Raw genomic sequence first — 17,480 nt, forward strand, 5'->3', positions numbered from 1 at the left:
AGTCAGGAGAAAAAATGTTTTCAGAAAAGATATTACAAGCAAGAGATGAGGCATTGAAGGAATGCCAGCCGTATTTTGTCTGTCCTGATAAAATGGCAGAAAAAAATACGCTGAAGATTTTGAACGCAATGAGGAAAGTAAAAGTTTCTGAAGCCCATTTTAACACTTCCAGCGGTTATGCCTACGATGATATAGGCAGGGGAAAACTTGAGGAGCTTTATGCTTGGGTATTTAAGACTGAAGCGGCGCTTGTCAGAACACATTTTGTGTCTGGAACGCATACTTTGGCAACAGTTTTATTCGGAATTCTGCGGCCGGGAGATGAATTGACGGCGGTAATGGGCGCACCTTATGATACGATGCGAACTGTTATAGGACATGAAAAAGATATTCCGGGATCTTTAAAGGAATTCAACATTGGGTATAGACAGGCAGAATTAACTGAGGACGGACATGTGGATTATGAAGCGGTGAGAAGATGTATAAATGAAAAAACGAAAATGGTTTTAATACAGCGCTCACGCGGATATAGTATGAGACCCACATTGACAGTAAAGGATATAGAAAATATATGCGGTTTCGTGAAAAATGTAAAATCGGATTGTATATGTTTTGTGGATAATTGCTATGGTGAGTTTATTGAAGAAAGAGAACCGACAGAAGTTGGTGCTGATATAATAGGAGGGTCTTTAATAAAAAACCCCGGTGGGGGATTAGCGCCGACCGGAGGGTATATCGCAGGCCGGAAAAAATTGGTGGACCTGGCCTCTTATCGTCTTACCTCTCCGGGAATGGGGGCGGAGCTTGGCGCATCACTTTCAAATAATCGATTGCTTTTTCAAGGTTTGTTTCTGGCACCGCATGTGGTGGCGCAGGCAGTGAAAAGTGCTGTATTTGCTGCAGCTTTTTTCAGCAGGCTGGGATATAATGTACGGCCGGATATCAATGATAAGCGCGGTGATATAATACAGGCCATCGAATTAAAAACAAGAGAAAAACTTATTGCTTTTTGCCGCGGCATACAGAAATATTCACCGGTAGATTCTTTTGCCGCGCCTGAGCCGTGGGATATGCCGGGTTATACGGATCAAGTGATAATGGCAGCAGGAACCTTTATTCAGGGAGCGTCCATAGAACTGAGTGCGGACGGACCGATGCGCAGCCCGTATGCTGTATATATGCAAGGCGCACTTACTTTTGAACATGGGGTTATAGCTGCTATGGGGGCAGCACAAGAAATGGAAAATATAAAGAATGGAAAATAAAAGCATGACCCGGATTTTTTCCGGGTCATGCTTTTATTTTCCGTCAGGCAGTATAAAAAGTTCTTTGTGCTGATTGATTATAGCTGCCATCAGTTGTTTACCGATCAAATCAGGATGAAGTCCGTCCGGAGAGTATTTTTCGGATAGATTGCCATTTTCATCATAAAAATAAGGTTCAAGATCTATATAATATGGCAATGTACGAATGTAATCATTTACCTGTGTCATTTTTTCTTTCCATGCAGGATCGGTATCAACATTAAAAACAGTTTCTATATTTGCGGCATTTAAGGGGGTCAATGTCAGGAATATAGGACGTATATTATTTTTTTTACACTTTGCAAAAATAGCCTGCAGATCATTTATTATCATCTGAGCACTGATACTGCTGTCCCTCAGACTGTTTGTGCCAGCCATGATCAATAAATTGCGCGGAGCAAAGATAAGGACATCTTTGTCAAAGCGTTCGAGTGACATACGGGAAGTATCGCCGCTTTTGGCAAGATTCACTGTAGGAAAATCTAAATAGGTTTGATAATTGTATTCTAAATTAGCAGGAGAATAAGAGATATTGCCGCCTCCGTGGCTTATGCTGTCACCAAAGACGGCAACATCTCTGGTTCGTTCTGCTACGGACGAAACGGTTATTTTTTGAGAATCAGACCATGTACCTATTGGCTGATCTGCTTGATCAATCGCGCGTACACGCCAATAATAGGTGCCAGATTTGATCATTGGCTTCGGGTCATAAGCGCTGAAAAGATTATCAACAACAATGGATTCGAGACGATCAAGGGAGGCAGACGTATCATTTTCCCTTAAAGGTGGATGATCAAGCAGTTCCACTTCGTATCGGCTGGCATTATACATCGGCAGCCAATGATATACAGGATAAAGAGGGACAGGACTGTCAGGCAGAGTATCATAAGAGTCCGGCAATGGCTTTGACGGCGGGGTCAAGCTTTTATCAATATGTATCTGTTGTATTTCAGAGAAAATACCTATAGGATTTCCACGCGCATCCAGGCCTCTTACCCGCCAAAAAATATGAGGGTTATATAAATAGGGAGACAGATCAGCTTGATAGCCGTGTGTAAAAATACTGCGGCTGCTGAAAAGATGATTTACTTGCGAAAGTTCAATGCCATCGGGATCATCGGGAGGACCTGATAATAACTCAAGCTCATAATAAACAGCATCGGGTACCGTGTGCCATATAAGATATGGACGTATACTGGCTGGTGAATCTGATGTATAATTTGTTATAGGCGTGGGAATAAGAGGACTGCCCGTAAAAACAGGATCACCGACAAAAGGAGAATCGGATATGATACCAAATAACCCATGAGCCCTAACCCGGTAATATGTAGGATATATAGTGGGAGGAAGTTCATACTTGTTAGTAAATGAAAAATCTCTTTTTATAAGATGAAAGGGAGTTTTGACAGCGGGATTATCAGGATTCTTTGTAAAAATATCTATTTCATAATAACTGGGATAAGGAAGCCGCTGCCATAATATGAGGTTATTTTTTTCAAATTGTACATGCCAGGGGAAATTTTCCAGATTCATGATATCTGTTTTTTCTGCCAAGAAGATACATACCAAGGTAAAATATAGGATAATAACAGCAAAGGCTATGAATTTTTTCATTTTATCGGCCTCGATAGCTATTTATGTTTTCAAATAATAAGCATGAAAATATATTTTAGCATATTTTTATTAAAAAGTAATTATCAAAAAATTAGAATGTGAGAGAAAAAAATTCTTTAATAAAATATTATAGCGAAAAGATTCAAGAAGGTAAAGTGCAGAAACTTTCATAAGACGGTCTTACTTGACGATATGAAATTTAAATCTTATAATAAAAAAATGTGCTCAGGGACTGTCAGGGATAAATCCTTTTGATAGGTCCCTTTTTGGGTTTGCAGAAGGAGGTATTTATGGACGCGCTTTTTAAAAAGATATCATCTGATCCAAGTGTGGCAGAATTAATAAACTGCTATAACCGCAGCAAGGGTCAAGCATACATATATGGATTGTCCGGTTCACAAAAGCATGCGGCAGCTGCAGCCTGCTATATGCAAAAACCTATGACTATAGTTATTGTCTGCAGTAATAATGAAGCAGCAGGGGAATGGCTGATCGATATGAATGCGCTGCTGCCAAAAGATGCAGTTATAATGGAACTGCCGGTGCTTGATATGATGACTGTTTCTGCCACGGCTAAAAGTATGGAACTGACGGCTAAGCGGATGGAGGTGTTAGGGCGGCTGACACAGGAAGAGCCCTTGATCGTCATCGCCAGTACTGCGGCGGCTGTGCAGAAAAATTTGTCGAAGGCAGACTTCGATAAATACAGCTTGACGATAAAAATAGGCAATCAGATGGACAGGGAAATATTGCTTGCTAAGCTGACAGGACTGGGATACGAGAATATAGATCAGGTAGAGCATATGGGGCAGTTCAGTTCACGCGGCGGAATAGTTGATATTTTTCCAATCAATGCAGTTGATCCTTTTCGTATAGAATTTTTTGATAATACTGTTGAATCGATACGTATCTTTGGTCTAGATTCACAAAGATCGGTAGAAAATGTAGGCTCAGTCACGGTAATGCCATTGGCTCCAGATGAAAATAATGGCAAGAAATCAATATTTTTGTCATACTTGCCAGAAAATTCTGTTATAATTATAGATGAGCCATTGCGCATTCGTGAAGAAATTTCTACTTTGGTCAAAGAAATACCGGAAGTCAAAAATAATATTTTTTCTTGGGAACAGCTTTTGGCAGCAGCCTGCAAAAAAAACGTTATATATTCTTCATTGATGCTGCAAAAAATACAATTTGCCGAACCCGATAAATTGATAAGCATCACTGTAAAGGCAATGGTGCCTTTTCAGCGGCAGCTGGAGATGATGTGTGAAGAATTAAAAAATTGGCTTATCAATAAAAATGATATTATGATTTTAATGGATGATGAACAAAAGGCAGAATATATGCATGATATTCTTAATCAGCATAATATTCCTGCCAATTTTTCGCGCTCCGGAAAATTCACGAGCGGCCTCGTGTGTATAATGACGGGAGTATTGGGGAATGGTTTTGAACTGCCGCATGCTCATTTGGTCGTAATTACAGAAAAAGATATTATGGGAAGGCAGAAAAAACGTGCTGTTCTTCGTCAAAAGAATAAGGGAGAAAAAATAACACATTTCCGTGATATTAATGTAGGCGATTATGTGGTGCATATCAATCATGGCATCGGAAAGTATTTGGGAGTAAAAACAATAACGGTAAATGGTGTGCATCGTGATTATCTGCATATAAAATATGGCGGTGATGACAAGCTTTTTGTTCCCACTGATCAGGTGCATCTGCTGCAAAAATATATTGGCAGTGAGGGGGACGTACCGAGACTGAGCAAAATGGACGGAGTAGCCTGGGGAAAGGCAAAAGCAAAAGCTCAGGAGGCCGTTGAAAAGATAGCCAAGGAACTTGTTAAATTGTATGCAGAGAGGAAAGAAGGAAAGGGATATGCATTTCCGGCAGATACTCCATGGCAGCATGAGTTCGAAGATGCTTTCCCTTATGAGGAAACACCAGATCAGTTGGCATCTGTGAAAGAAATAAAGGCTGATATGGAAAAAGAGAAACCAATGGACAGACTTCTATGCGGCGATGTGGGATTCGGTAAAACAGAGGTGGCCATACGTGCCGCATTTAAGGCTGCCATGGATGGAAAACAGGTGGCTGTCCTTGTACCGACAACGGTGTTGGCACAGCAGCATTATCAGACTTTTTCCAGCAGATTTGAAGAGTTTGCGCCGATAATAGATGTAATATGCCGTTTTCGTACGCCTAAAGAACAAAAACAAACCTTGGAAAAAGTTATGACGGGACAGATCGATATTCTTATAGGCACACACGCTATTTTGAACAGCAAAAAGGTAAAATTCAGCAATCTCGGTTTGCTTATAGTAGATGAAGAGCAGAGGTTCGGTGTCAAGCAGAAAGAGAAGATAAAGCAGCTGAGCAAAAATCTGGATGTGCTTACTCTGAGTGCGACCCCTATTCCGCGTACACTGCATATGTCTCTGGTAGGTGCGAGGGATATGAGTATCATTGAAACTCCGCCAAAAGAGCGTTTTTCGATCCAAACCTACGTCATAGAAAATAATGATGAAATTATTCGTGACGCAATAAAAAGAGAACTGCGCCGTGGTGGACAGGTATATTTTATTTATAATCGTGTTGATACTATAGATAAAATGTATTTAAAACTAACGGACATGCTGCCAGAAGCTAGAATCAAAACTGCCCATGGACAAATGCCGGAAAGTATGCTGGAAAAGGCTATGATGGATTTTTATGAAGGTAAATACGATGTTTTACTGGCGACAAGCATTATTGAAAACGGGCTGGATATAGCTAATGCAAATACAATCATAATTTATGATGCTGATAAATTTGGTCTGTCTCAAATGTATCAAATGAGGGGCCGGGTAGGAAGATCAAAAAATATGGCATTCGCCTATTTTGTTTACCGAAAGAACAGAGTATTGACAGAAACAGCGGAAAAGCGATTGCAGGCTATAAAAGATTTTGCCGAATTGGGTTCTGGTTTTAAAATAGCTATGAGGGATCTTGAGATCCGGGGGGCCGGCAATTTGCTGGGGGCACGGCAGCATGGACATATAGCCAGCGTAGGTTTTGAAATGTACTGCAGACTGCTGGAGGAAGCTGTGGAGCAGATGCGTACGGGTGAAAAGATAAAAGTGCAGGATGAACCTCTGATTGAAATAAAGATTGATGCATATATTGATGGTGATTATATTGATGATGCCATGCATAAAATGGAGATTTATCAGAGAATTGCTGCGCTGCGCAACGATGGGCAAATAAAAGGATTAGAGGAAGAACTGGCTGATCGTTTCGGCAGGATGACTCCGCCTGTTGAAAATTTGCTGAGAATAGCAGAAATAAAAAATTATGCAAGAGATCTTGGGATAAAATCAATAGTAGAAAAGAAGGAGTATATTGATTTTACTTTGCAGCAGGCACATAGTATAAAGGCAGATAATCTGCTAGTCATGCGCAGATATATGGGAGGCCTGATAAAATTTTCTCAGGGAAAAAGCAATATAATACAGCTCAAACTCACGCCTAAGAATATGGCTGATCCATTAAATATAATCATGCGTACATTAAAAAGAATGGAAGGCGAGGATCTGCAGCAGTGAAAGGAGTATTAAAATGGGAAAAATAGAAATAGTGGGACTGGGGCCATCTGGGGCCGAACTGATTACCAGAGAAACATGGAGGGTGATGGCAGGAGCGGAGTTATTATGTCTGCGGACAAAATATCATCCTGCTGCAGACGAGCTGGAAAAAGAAGGAGTCAGCTTTATCACATATGATCGTCTGTACGAAGAAGCTGACTCTTTCGAAGATGTTTATGAACGAATAAGCAATGATATTGTGGAGCGTGCGAAAAGTACCAATGTGGTTTACGCTGTTCCGGGCAGTCCGATGGTAGCTGAACGTACAGTAGGTTTTATAAAAAAATTGGCCTTGGCAAAAAATATAGAATTAAAAATATATCCGGGTATGAGTTTTCTGGAACTAATTTACACGCAACTGGGAATAGATCCGATAAACGGACTGTTAATAACAGATGCTCTTGCCCTGAAAAAGCAGGAAGTAAATCTGGCATCAGGTGTTGTCATAACTCAGTTGTATGATATTCACACGGCCTCTGAGGTAAAGCTGACCTTGATGAATGAACTGCCTGATGATTATGAGGTGGTGCTGCTTTACAGGCTGGGACTGCCGGAGAAAAAAATTACTCGTTTGCCCCTGTTTGAACTTGACAGGCATAAAGAAATTGATTATTTAACAAGCCTTTATGTGCCGGCATTTCAAAGGCAGAAGGATCAGTTTACATTGTCGCCGTTAGAGGATATAATAAATAGACTGCGTGCCCCGGGCGGCTGTCCGTGGGATATTATCCAGACACATAAATCTCTTCGCCAGAATCTTATTGAAGAAGTCTATGAAGTCATTGAAGCTATTGATTTTCAAGATCCCAAGCTGTTGTGCGAAGAATTGGGCGATCTTTTAATGCAGATTGTTTTTCATGCGCGAATGGCAGAGGAAACCGGATTTTTTTCTATGCAGGATGTTATTGACGGTGTGACAAAAAAATTGGTGCACCGCCATCCACATGTTTTTGGTGATATATCAGTCAGAGATGCCGGAGAGGTGCTGCTTAACTGGGAAGCCATAAAAAGACAGGAAAAAAGTGAGAGAAAATCGATCCTGGATGGAATACCAAAAGATCTGCCGGCACTTATGAGTGCCTACAAGCTCCAGAATAAGGCATCTAAAGCCGGGTTCGATTGGAAGAATGTGAAACCGGTGTGGCAGAAGCTCAGCGAGGAGATAAATGAGTTGAAAGAAGCTGAAGCATCAGGCGATAGGAAAAAAATAGAAGATGAGCTGGGCGATGTTTTATTCACAATAGTTAATTTATCACGTTTTTTGAAGGTCAACGCGGAAATAGCCATGCTAGGCAGCAACGAAAAATTCCGCCGACGGTTTTCTTACATAGAAAAAAAAATCAAGGCGGAAAAACGACAATGGGAGACATATGAAATGGAAGAATTGGATACATTGTGGGATGAAGCAAAAGATTTTGAAAATGCCAGAGCAAAATAAATATTATTAATGGTTATTGTTTGAAATATAAAAAATGGCTTTTATTATGCCGTATTTTGGAAAAAACTATAAATTTTTATAAATTTTATAGATAAAAAAAGGAAACGAGCAAGTTACAGCGAATTGAGAGTATCGTAACAAAATCAAAAGGAGGCTATATTCGTGAACAAATCCGAATTGGTGGCCAGCGTTGCTGAACAGGCTGGTTTAACAAAAAAAGACGCTGAAAAGGCAGTTAACGCTATTTTTGCTAGTGTACAGGATACCTTGGTAAAGGGAGAAAAAGTACAGATAATTGGCTTTGGTACATTTGAAGTAAGAGCACGTGCAGCTCGTAAGGGGCGCAATCCTCAAACTGGTGATACCATCGAAATCCCTGAATCTAAAAATCCTGTATTTAAAGCAGGCAAGGCATTGAAAGATGCTGTGAATTAATTTGTTTGAGGAATGGTCCGCGCTGTTGCTTTGCTTTTAACAAGTTGCAAGTAAAGAGCGGTCAGATTTCGTGCATAATAATTTCTGAATCCCGAATGTGATCTTTTGCACTGGAGATAGAACTTATTAATTGATTTTACTCGCAGAGCCTGGTGATCTACTATCAGGCTCTATATTTTTTTAGGAGAAGAAAAATTGCGGACGATAGTCATAACAGGGGGTACTTCAGGAATTGGGCTGGCTTTAGCAAAATTGTATTTGAAAAACGGGGATGTTGTCACAGCAGTGGGACGGTCAAAAAGAAATTTTGACATGGCAAGGACATCTGTGCGGGAAGGAAAGGAACATTTCTATTTCATTCAAGCAGATGTGAGTGTATGCGCTCAGTGTGAAAATGCGTCGGAAATGATAGCTGCGCAATTCCCGGTCGTTGATGTACTGGTAAACTCAGCAGGAATATATCAGGAAAAGGCGATTACTGACGTCACAGAAGCAGAGTTTGATGCTGTTATGGGAATAAACATAAAGGGCACATATTTTATGTGCAAATATATTCTTCCTCTTTTGCAAAAAAGTGTTTCTGCGCCTTCCATTGTAAATGTTTCTTCGGATGCGGGGATAAACGGCAATTATTTTTGCAGTGCCTATTGCGCGTCCAAGGGTGCCGTAACTGTGTTTACTAAAGCATTGGCTCTTGAACTTTCTTGCTGTGGTATACGTGTTAATTGTGTATGCCCGGGTGATATAGACACTCCGCTTACGAGAAAACAATTCAAAGATGAAGATGATGCCCGGGCGGCTGCTTCTCTTTATCCGATCGGACGTATTGGTACGGCGCATGAGGCTGCCTCGGTAATATATTTTCTGGCATCGGCAGAGGCATCTTTTGTAACAGGTGCAGCATGGACGGTGGACGGAGGACTTACTTCTTGTTAAGATATACGTATATCAATATTCAGGTTTCTTTATTTTATATTGATTTTATCTATTAACTCAGGTATAATCAAGCTAAATGAAAGAAAGGCTGGTATTCAAATAAATGGAAAAAAATCAGGTTCTGGATAAAGATCAGGCCTTGGAAAATGCCTTAAAACAGATTGAGCGTGACTTTGGCAAAGGGGCAATCATGAAGCTGGGTGAAGCTTCAGTCAATATGAATATAGAAGTAATCCATTCGGGAAATTTGGCTCTTGATATAGCTCTCGGGGTAGGCGGTGTGCCGCGCGGAAGGATAGTTGAGATCTATGGGCCGGAATCTTCTGGGAAAACAACAGTAGCTCTGCATATAATAGCTGAAGCACAAAAAACAGGAGGAACAGCGGCCTTTATTGATGCGGAACATGCACTTGATCCTGTTTATGCAAAAAGGCTGGGTGTCAATATAGATGAACTGCTTATATCACAGCCTGATAATGGTGAACAGGCTTTGGAAATAGCCGATGCTTTGGTGCGGAGTGGAGCAGTTGATGTAGTGGTTGTTGATTCTGTTGCGGCACTTGTGCCTAAGGCTGAAATAGAAGGAGAAATGGGAGATTCGCATGTGGGTCTGCAGGCACGTCTGATGTCTCAAGCGATGCGTAAACTTACAGGCTATATCAGTAAATCAAGGACTACCGTTGTATTCATAAATCAGATAAGGGAAAAAGTTGGCGTTATGTTTGGCAGTCCTGAGACGACAACAGGGGGACGGGCGCTTAAGTTTTATGCTACCATACGCTTGGATGTACGTAAGATTGATACGATAAAACAGGGAAATGATATAGTAGGCAACAGGACACGTATAAAAGTAGTAAAAAATAAAGTGGCACCGCCATTTAAACAGGCCGAGTTTGATATTATGTATGGAGAAGGGATTTCCCGGGAGGGGAGTATCATCGACTTGGGTACCAATTTTGAAATAGTAGATAAGAGCGGTACCTGGTATTCATACAGCGGTACCAGATTGGGACAGGGAAAAGAAAATGCAAAGCTGTTCCTTAAGGAAAACCCGGAAATGAGTCAGGAAATCGAGGACAAGATCAGGGACAAGGTAATGCCGGAAGCTCAGACGGAGATTGAAAAAAACAAAAGCATGCAGAATAAAGAAAAAAATGCAGCAGGCGACAACAAGGTGATCACTGATGCAGACAAGAAACAGTAAGTCCGCACTGGCAAAAGCTATAGATTATTTGTCTGTGCAGGATTATTCCGTAAACCGGATCGTGGATAAACTTTTTCGCTGCGGCTATGAACAACAGGAGATTGATGCTGCTGTTGTCAGGCTTATTGAAAAAAGATACTTGGACGATGAACAGCTTTGCATCAGATATTGGTCTAGGTATCTTGCAGAAAAAAAATACAGTGTTTTGCAGATCAAGGCAAAGCTTAAAATGAAGGGCTTTTCAGCGAATGTTATTGATAGATGTACACCGCAGGAACTATCAGACTATGAAAAAATCACGGCATATAGTATCTGGCAAAGATATATGAAAAAAAATAAGGATATTGATAAATTTATGCAATATCTTTATCGCAAGGGTTTTTCTATGTCAAGTATCCGTTATGCAGCTGATGAATCCGCAAATAGTGAACTTATACAGAGCAATTAAGGCAGGATGGTTATTTTTTGCCTGTTTTTGCGGCAGCAGATATATATGTATAATGAAATGATTGTATAAATGTAAAACTTTATAAGCGCTGTCAGTGAACTGCTGTTGTCTATTGCGGCAGTTTTTTGCTATATATGGTTGACAAGTGCTGAATATACGTACTATCATTTATACTAATAAATTTAGGAAATGATTTAGGAAAAGGAGAATGTAACGTGGCATATTTTTTTGAAGAACCGTCTCATACCTTTGGCGAATATCTGTTAGTCCCAGGTTATTCATCAGATAGATGTATCCCTGTGAATGTTTCACTTCAAACCCCGTTGGTAAAATTTAAAAAGGGGGAAGAGTCAAAAATAAAGATTAATATACCCATGACATCGGCTATAATGCAGGCTGTATCAGATGATACAATGGCTATTGCACTTGCTAAAGAAGGCGGTGTTTCTTTTATATTCGGATCTCAGTCGATAGAACAGCAGGCAGAGATGGTTTCCCGCGTGAAAAATTATAAATCCGGTTTTGTAAGCAGTGATTCCAATATTAAACCGACTACCACTCTCGGTGAAATATTGGAACTTAAAGATGAGACCGGTCATTCCACTATGGCTGTGACGGATGATGGCACAGCTACGGGAAAACTGGTAGGGATAGTTACCAGCCGCGATTATCGCATCACACGTATGTCTATGGACCAAACTGCGGAAGAATTTATGACACCATTTGCTAAACTGGTTTATGCAGATGCTGATACCACGAATTTGTCGCAGGCTAATGATATGATATGGGACAATAAATTGAATATGCTGCCGCTGGTAGATAAAAATCAGCGTCTGCGTTATATGGTTTTTCGTAAAGATTATACAGATAACAAACAAAACAGAAATGAAGTTATCGATAACAAAAAACGTTATCTTGTCGGCGCGGGTATCAATACGCGCGACTACGCAGAACGTGTACCGGCTTTGCTGAATGCTGGTGCTGATGTTCTTTGTATAGACTCATCAGAGGGATTCAGTGAATGGCAGAGTATCACGTTAAAGTATATACATGAGGAATTCGGTGACGATGTCAAGGTCGGTGCGGGAAATGTTGTTGATGCGGAAGGTTTCAGATTTCTCGCCGAAGCGGGAGCAGATTTTATTAAAGTTGGCATCGGCGGCGGGTCAATATGTATTACACGTGAAACCAAGGGGATCGGCCGCGGACAAGCGACGGCTGTTATTGACGTCGCCAAGGCCAGGGATGAATATTATAGAGAAACCGGTGTCTATATACCTATCTGCTCAGATGGCGGCATTGTTCATGATTATCATATGACGCTGGCGTTGGCTATGGGTGCAGATTTTATGATGCTTGGCAGATATTTTTCACGGTTTGATGAAAGTCCTACCAATCGTGTACGTATAAATGGTACGTACTTAAAGGAATACTGGGGTGAAGGCTCAAATAGGGCCCGCAACTGGCAGCGCTATGATATGGGTGGTGATAAAAAATTATCTTTTGAAGAAGGCGTTGACTCATATGTGCCATATGCAGGTTCCTTAAAAGATAATGTTGAACTTTCTCTGAGTAAAATGAGGTCTACCATGTGCAACTGCGGTGCTTTGACGATAAAGGAATTTCAACAAAAATCAAAGCTGACATTGGTTTCTTCAACTAGCATAGTCGAGGGCGGTTCACATGATGTTATTCTGAAGGATAAATTTTCTCACGAATAATTCAGGAAAATGCTAATGATCAATAATTAATGGTATAATAAAAACAGCCATTGCGTTCTGGCAATGGCTGTTTTTTAAATGGAGGCCGAAGATGAAAGTAAAGCTCATAAAATATACATCTGAACCGGAACGGACAGTGGCGATGGCGGCGCGATTGTGTTATTCACCGGTGGGAGCCGAAGAGCTGGCAGAAAAGATGAGTGATGGACAGGTCGAAAAGCTTGTAAAAAAAATAGTGAAAATGGGGCATGCATCAACTCTGGAACATGTTAGTTTTACCTTTGCAATCGAAGGAATATCGCGTGTTCTGACTCATCAGCTTGTGAGACATCGCATTGCCTCATATTCACAGCAGTCTCAACGCTATGTTGCTGAACATGATTTTGAATATATACTGCCTCCGTCTATCCAAAAAAATGAAACGGCAGCAAAAAAATTTACTGATCTGATGCAAAAAATAAGGACAGCGTATGATGAATTAACACAAATGGGCATACCGAAAGAGGACGCCCGCTATGTTTTGGCGAATGCCGCAGAAACTAAGATAGTAGTTACTTTCAATGCAAGATCGCTGCAGCATTTTTTTTCTTTGCGCTGCTGTCATCGTGCTCAGTGGGAGATAAGAGCTATGGCCTATATGATGTTGAAAGAGGTAAAGAATGCGGCGCCTCTGCTTTTTAAAAATGCAGGGGCCTCGTGTGTTGCTACAGGAGTGTGCCCGGAGGGCGATATGACCTGTGGTATGTTTGACGAAATGATAAAATTACGTGAAGAATAATGAATGGAGAAAAAGATGCCTTTTAATAAAAAAAACTCATCGAGTATAAAAAAGAAAAGCACAGGATCTGCAGAGTCTTTTGGCAGAAGAAAAAATACTAAAACTAAGGACCGGGAGGAAAGAAAATTCACTGGCAGGACCGCTAAATTCAGAGATGCTCAAAAAACGGCAGAAGCTTCTGAACAGACACAAGAAATTTCTCCGGATATAATTGCCGGGCGTAATGCCGTAAGAGAGGCTTTGAAAAGCGGCAGACATATTAATAAAATACTGACGGCAGAAAATGCGCATGGCGGTTCAATGCAGGAAATAATATCAATGGCGAGAAATTCCAGAGTTATTATTCATACTGTCAGTCAAAATAAACTTGATGCTCTTTCAGGGGCAGAACATAACCAGGGTATAATTGCATATACACCGCCTGTTGATTATGCTGAACTTGATGATGTTCTTGCCGGAATTGCCGAAAAAAATGAAGTACCGTTTTTAGTTTTGCTTGATGAATTGGAAGATCCTCATAATTTAGGTGCTGTGCTTAGAACGGCGGATGCTGCCGGTGCACACGGAGTCATAATTTCAAAACGGCGCAGCTGTCCTCTTTCATCCACCGTTGCCAAAGTATCGGCAGGCGCCATAGAATATGTGCCGGTCGTCAGAGTGAACAATATTGCCCAGACTATTGCTGAGCTTAAGACTAAGGGGTTTTGGGTAGCCGGGGCTGATGCTTCGGGTGAGACTTTCTTTTATGATGCCAATCTGACAGGACCATTACTTATTGTAGTTGGCAGTGAAGGAAAAGGAATAGGCCAGCTTGTGCGACAATCTTGTGATTTCTTGGTAAAGATACCCATGAGGGGAAAAATAAATTCGCTCAATGCTTCTAACGCGGCGGCCATACTCATGTATGAGGTCTTGAAGCAGCGTATGAAATAAGAAGGAGAATTTGGTATGAACGTCAAAATGTGCGCACATCTTATTGTCGATGGATATAATGTTATAAATTGCTGGCCGGAGCTGCTGAAGAAGAGCAATGATTTAGAACATGCCCGTGATAAGCTTATTCATATGCTAGTGGAATATGGTGCTTATGAAAAATATGATGTTACAGTTGTGTTTGATGCTTTATATACATCTTCAGTGCAATCATTTGAGCAAATGAATGATCATTTTGAAATTGTTTATACCAAAAAGAATGAAACGGCGGACAGTTACATTGAAAGATTGGCATACGAGCTGGTTCATGAAGGCAGAGATGTATTTGTAGCTACATCTGATGGTGCGGAACAGAACGCCGTTTTGGGTGCAGGGGCATATCGTATGACTGTAAAGGAATTGAGCAAAGCAATCACTGGAGTCAGAAAAAAATTGCGTAATCGTTGTTCAAGCAGTAAACTGACTTCTGCTGCGAGAAATGAGATCGCAGATAGAATTGAACCTGCTGTATTGAAACAACTTGATATAATGCGTAAAAAACATTATGATCGGTAAATATCTTTTTATCCAGTTTCAGCTTTTATTTCGGGCAGAGCACGAAGCTTATTGTCTGCAGATTTCAGCAATAGAAGAATGTTGTCTGCTGAAAAATCCGTGAATATTATTTGATTGTGCGTAGCTAAAGTACATCATGGTACTTTTTGCAGGATTTTTATTTTGCATCTAAATGTTCGGCGGCGCGGTTTACATTTATAATGTCTGGTGTTATAATAAAAATATCAACTTCAGCATGTATTTTAGAGAGTGGGTGCAAACCCACTCTTTAGTATTATAGGCGTTATTATTTTAGGAGGAACAATGGCCGGACGAATTGAGATTGAAGCGGAAAAACTGGTGTTAAATTTGCTTGCGGGTACTGAATACGAATTGGTTGATCTTGAATATGTAAAGGAACGGGATTGGTATCTGCGTATTTTTATAGATAAAAAAGACGGTGTTGATCTTGATGATTGTCAGGGAGTAAGCCGTATGATTGATGACGAATTGGAAAAGAGCGGTTTATTGAAGGAAAGCTATATATTGGAAGTTTCTTCACCAGGGATTGACAGGCCGTTAAAGAAGGATAGAGATTTTGAACGGGAAATGGGAAAACAGGTTGATGTGACAGCCTATAAAAAGATAAATGGAGCAAGGGAAATTATCGGCAGACTCAGTGCTTTTTCTGCCGATGCTATAACTCTTGATGATTCGCTGATAATACCTCGTGCACAGATAGCATCAGTGCGGTTGCATATTGAGTTTTAATATAATTTAGGAGGATATAGATTTGGCTACCAAGAATAAAGGCTTTTTAGAAGCCTTTCGTGAAGTTGGCAAAGAAAAAGGTATAGCATTAGAAGTCCTATTTGATGCTATTGAAGCAGCACTGATTTCCGCATATAAAAGAAATTTTAATTCAGCGCAGAATGTGAGGGTTTCGCTTGATCGCACCACAGGTGAATTTCATGTATACGCCATAAAGAATGTTGAGAGTGAAGTAAAAAATGATATCACTGATATTTCTCTGGAAGCAGCTCAAAAAATACATCCTGATTATCAGGTGGGAGATGTGATCGAAGAGGAAATCACGCCTGCCAACTTTGGACGTATTGCTGCTCAAACGGCTAAACAAGTGGTTGTACAGAGAATACGTGAAGCTGAGAGAGGTATCATTTACGAAGAATATTCCAATCGTTCTAATGATATTTTAACCGGCATAGTGCAGCGTGTTGAAGGTAAAAATGTGGTTGTTGATCTGGGCCGTACGGAAGCTATGCTTACGCCTGCGGAAAAAATTTCATCGGAACATTATACACCTAATGGACGTATGAAATTTTATGTAGTAGAAGTCAAAAAAACCACAAAGGGGCCGCAGGTACTATTATCACGCACACATCCGGGGCTTTTAAAAAGACTTTTTGAATTGGAAGTGCCCGAAATAAGCGATGGTACTGTGGAAATAAAGTCTGTGGCAAGAGAGCCTGGAATGCGTTCTAAAATTGCTGTTTATTCAAAAGATGAGAACGTTGATCCGGTAGGATCATGTGTAGGACAAAAGGGACTTCGGGTACAGGCTGTCGTTGACGAATTGCACGGTGAAAAAATAGATATTGTTAAGTGGAATCAAGATCCGGCAAAATATATTGCAAATTCTTTAAGTCCTGCCAAAGTTATTTCTGTAGCAATAAAAGAAAATGAAAAAATATCAAAAGTGATTGTGCCGGATTATCAACTATCTCTGGCAATTGGCAAGGAAGGTCAAAATGCACGGCTGGCTGCGAAATTAACAGGCTGGAAAATAGATATCAAGAGTGAATCGCAGGCAGTTGAAGGCGGTCTTGCTGAAGGAATGGAAATAGTCACGGTGACAGGTGAAGACTCTTTTTCAGTGGATTGAGGTAAAGGGGCAGATTTATGACTGGCAAAAAAAAATTACCGGAACGTATGTGTGTTGGCTGCCAGCGAATTCGCAGCAAAAAAGATATGATAAGAGTAGTCAAAAACCCGGAAGGTGATTTTTCCATTGACCGTACAGGAAAAAAATCAGGCCGCGGAGCATATATATGTGCTGATATTCAATGTTTGGAAGCGGCTATAAAAGGACATCGTTTGGAAAAATCATTTAAAAGTCCGATAGACGCTGATATATATGAAAAATTAAGGACAGGATTTTTTGACACAAATGAAGGATAATATGCTGCAAAATTTGCTTAATTTATTAAGTATGGCATCACGTGCCAATAAGATAATCTCTGGAGATTTTGCTATAGGCAAGGCAGCGGCAGGCGGAAAAGTCAGACTGCTGCTGGTTGCCGGAGATACGGCGCAAAATACCAGTTTAGAATATAAAGAAATTGCATCTAAATATAGTATCCCGCTTATTTTTTTGACTACGACTAAGACCGATTTGGGACATTGTATCGGTAAAAATGAGCGAGCTGCGGTTGCTGTTTGCGATGAAGGTTTTATGAAAGCTGTGACTAAAATATTAAAATGACAT

Annotated in this window: 16 protein-coding genes; 15 read left to right on the forward strand and 1 reads right to left on the reverse strand. The window is 40.5% G+C overall.

The window, feature by feature from the left end:
• Positions 1-14: 14 nt before the first annotated feature.
• Entirely contained in the window at positions 15-1,265 is a 1,251-nt protein-coding gene (locus NXG61_RS09705; RefSeq protein ID WP_196604635.1) for an aminotransferase class I/II-fold pyridoxal phosphate-dependent enzyme, read from the forward strand.
• Positions 1,266-1,298: 33 nt separating this feature from the next.
• Here NXG61_RS09705 and NXG61_RS09710 read toward each other — a convergent pair whose 3' ends face one another.
• The gene (locus tag NXG61_RS09710; RefSeq protein WP_307223477.1) at positions 1,299-2,918 is read right to left on the reverse strand and encodes a GDSL-type esterase/lipase family protein; all 1,620 of its coding nucleotides are present in this window, start codon (positions 2,916-2,918) and stop codon (positions 1,299-1,301) included.
• A gap of 290 nt (positions 2,919-3,208) precedes the next feature.
• On the opposite strand from NXG61_RS09710, the gene mfd reads away from it, so the two are divergent.
• From mfd to NXG61_RS09780, 14 genes are all read left to right on the forward strand, one after another.
• On the forward strand, positions 3,209-6,508 hold the full coding sequence (mfd, locus tag NXG61_RS09715; protein ID WP_307223478.1) for a transcription-repair coupling factor: 3,300 nt from the start codon (positions 3,209-3,211) through the stop codon (positions 6,506-6,508).
• A gap of 13 nt (positions 6,509-6,521) precedes the next feature.
• Positions 6,522-7,985, forward strand: a complete 1,464-nt coding sequence (gene mazG / locus NXG61_RS09720; protein WP_196604638.1) for a nucleoside triphosphate pyrophosphohydrolase — start codon at positions 6,522-6,524, stop codon at positions 7,983-7,985.
• A gap of 162 nt (positions 7,986-8,147) precedes the next feature.
• A complete protein-coding gene (locus NXG61_RS09725) occupies positions 8,148-8,420 on the forward strand; it encodes an HU family DNA-binding protein (protein ID WP_132548939.1) in 273 nt (90 codons plus the stop codon).
• A gap of 195 nt (positions 8,421-8,615) precedes the next feature.
• Complete coding sequence (locus NXG61_RS09730; RefSeq protein ID WP_231038584.1) at positions 8,616-9,356, forward strand: SDR family NAD(P)-dependent oxidoreductase; 741 nt, start codon at positions 8,616-8,618, stop codon at positions 9,354-9,356.
• Between the two features lie 103 nt (positions 9,357-9,459).
• Positions 9,460-10,560 carry a recombinase RecA gene (gene recA, locus NXG61_RS09735; protein WP_307223483.1) on the forward strand — a complete coding sequence of 367 codons (1,101 nt, stop codon included), beginning with the start codon at positions 9,460-9,462 and terminating at the stop codon, positions 10,558-10,560.
• The gene (locus NXG61_RS09740; protein WP_307223485.1) at positions 10,541-11,008 is read left to right on the forward strand and encodes a regulatory protein RecX; all 468 of its coding nucleotides are present in this window, start codon (positions 10,541-10,543) and stop codon (positions 11,006-11,008) included. The genes recA and NXG61_RS09740 overlap by 20 nt, the downstream gene beginning before the upstream one ends.
• 215 nt (positions 11,009-11,223) lie before the next feature.
• Positions 11,224-12,729, forward strand: a complete 1,506-nt coding sequence (locus tag NXG61_RS09745) for an IMP dehydrogenase (RefSeq protein ID WP_196604641.1) — start codon at positions 11,224-11,226, stop codon at positions 12,727-12,729.
• A 91-nt stretch (positions 12,730-12,820) separates the two neighbouring features.
• Complete coding sequence (gene thyX / locus NXG61_RS09750) at positions 12,821-13,507, forward strand: FAD-dependent thymidylate synthase (protein WP_196604642.1); 687 nt, start codon at positions 12,821-12,823, stop codon at positions 13,505-13,507.
• 15 nt (positions 13,508-13,522) lie between these two features.
• Complete coding sequence (gene rlmB / locus NXG61_RS09755; RefSeq protein ID WP_196604722.1) at positions 13,523-14,440, forward strand: 23S rRNA (guanosine(2251)-2'-O)-methyltransferase RlmB; 918 nt, start codon at positions 13,523-13,525, stop codon at positions 14,438-14,440.
• 15 nt (positions 14,441-14,455) lie between these two features.
• Positions 14,456-14,995 carry an NYN domain-containing protein gene (locus tag NXG61_RS09760; protein WP_231038586.1) on the forward strand — a complete coding sequence of 180 codons (540 nt, stop codon included), beginning with the start codon at positions 14,456-14,458 and terminating at the stop codon, positions 14,993-14,995.
• A gap of 303 nt (positions 14,996-15,298) precedes the next feature.
• The gene (gene rimP / locus NXG61_RS09765) at positions 15,299-15,745 is read left to right on the forward strand and encodes a ribosome maturation factor RimP (protein WP_196604643.1); all 447 of its coding nucleotides are present in this window, start codon (positions 15,299-15,301) and stop codon (positions 15,743-15,745) included.
• Positions 15,746-15,767: 22 nt separating this feature from the next.
• Positions 15,768-16,877 (forward strand): transcription termination factor NusA, encoded by a 1,110-nt coding sequence (nusA, locus tag NXG61_RS09770; RefSeq protein WP_196604644.1) that lies wholly within the window; start codon positions 15,768-15,770, stop codon positions 16,875-16,877.
• A gap of 17 nt (positions 16,878-16,894) precedes the next feature.
• On the forward strand, positions 16,895-17,173 hold the full coding sequence (gene rnpM / locus NXG61_RS09775) for an RNase P modulator RnpM (RefSeq protein ID WP_196604645.1): 279 nt from the start codon (positions 16,895-16,897) through the stop codon (positions 17,171-17,173).
• Complete coding sequence (locus NXG61_RS09780) at positions 17,163-17,477, forward strand: L7Ae/L30e/S12e/Gadd45 family ribosomal protein (protein WP_196604646.1); 315 nt, start codon at positions 17,163-17,165, stop codon at positions 17,475-17,477. Before rnpM ends, NXG61_RS09780 begins: the two co-directional genes overlap by 11 nt.
• Positions 17,478-17,480: the final 3 nt, after the last annotated feature.

Source organism: Pectinatus haikarae (genome assembly GCF_050916305.1).
Lineage (GTDB): Bacteria > Bacillota > Negativicutes > Selenomonadales > Selenomonadaceae > Pectinatus > Pectinatus haikarae.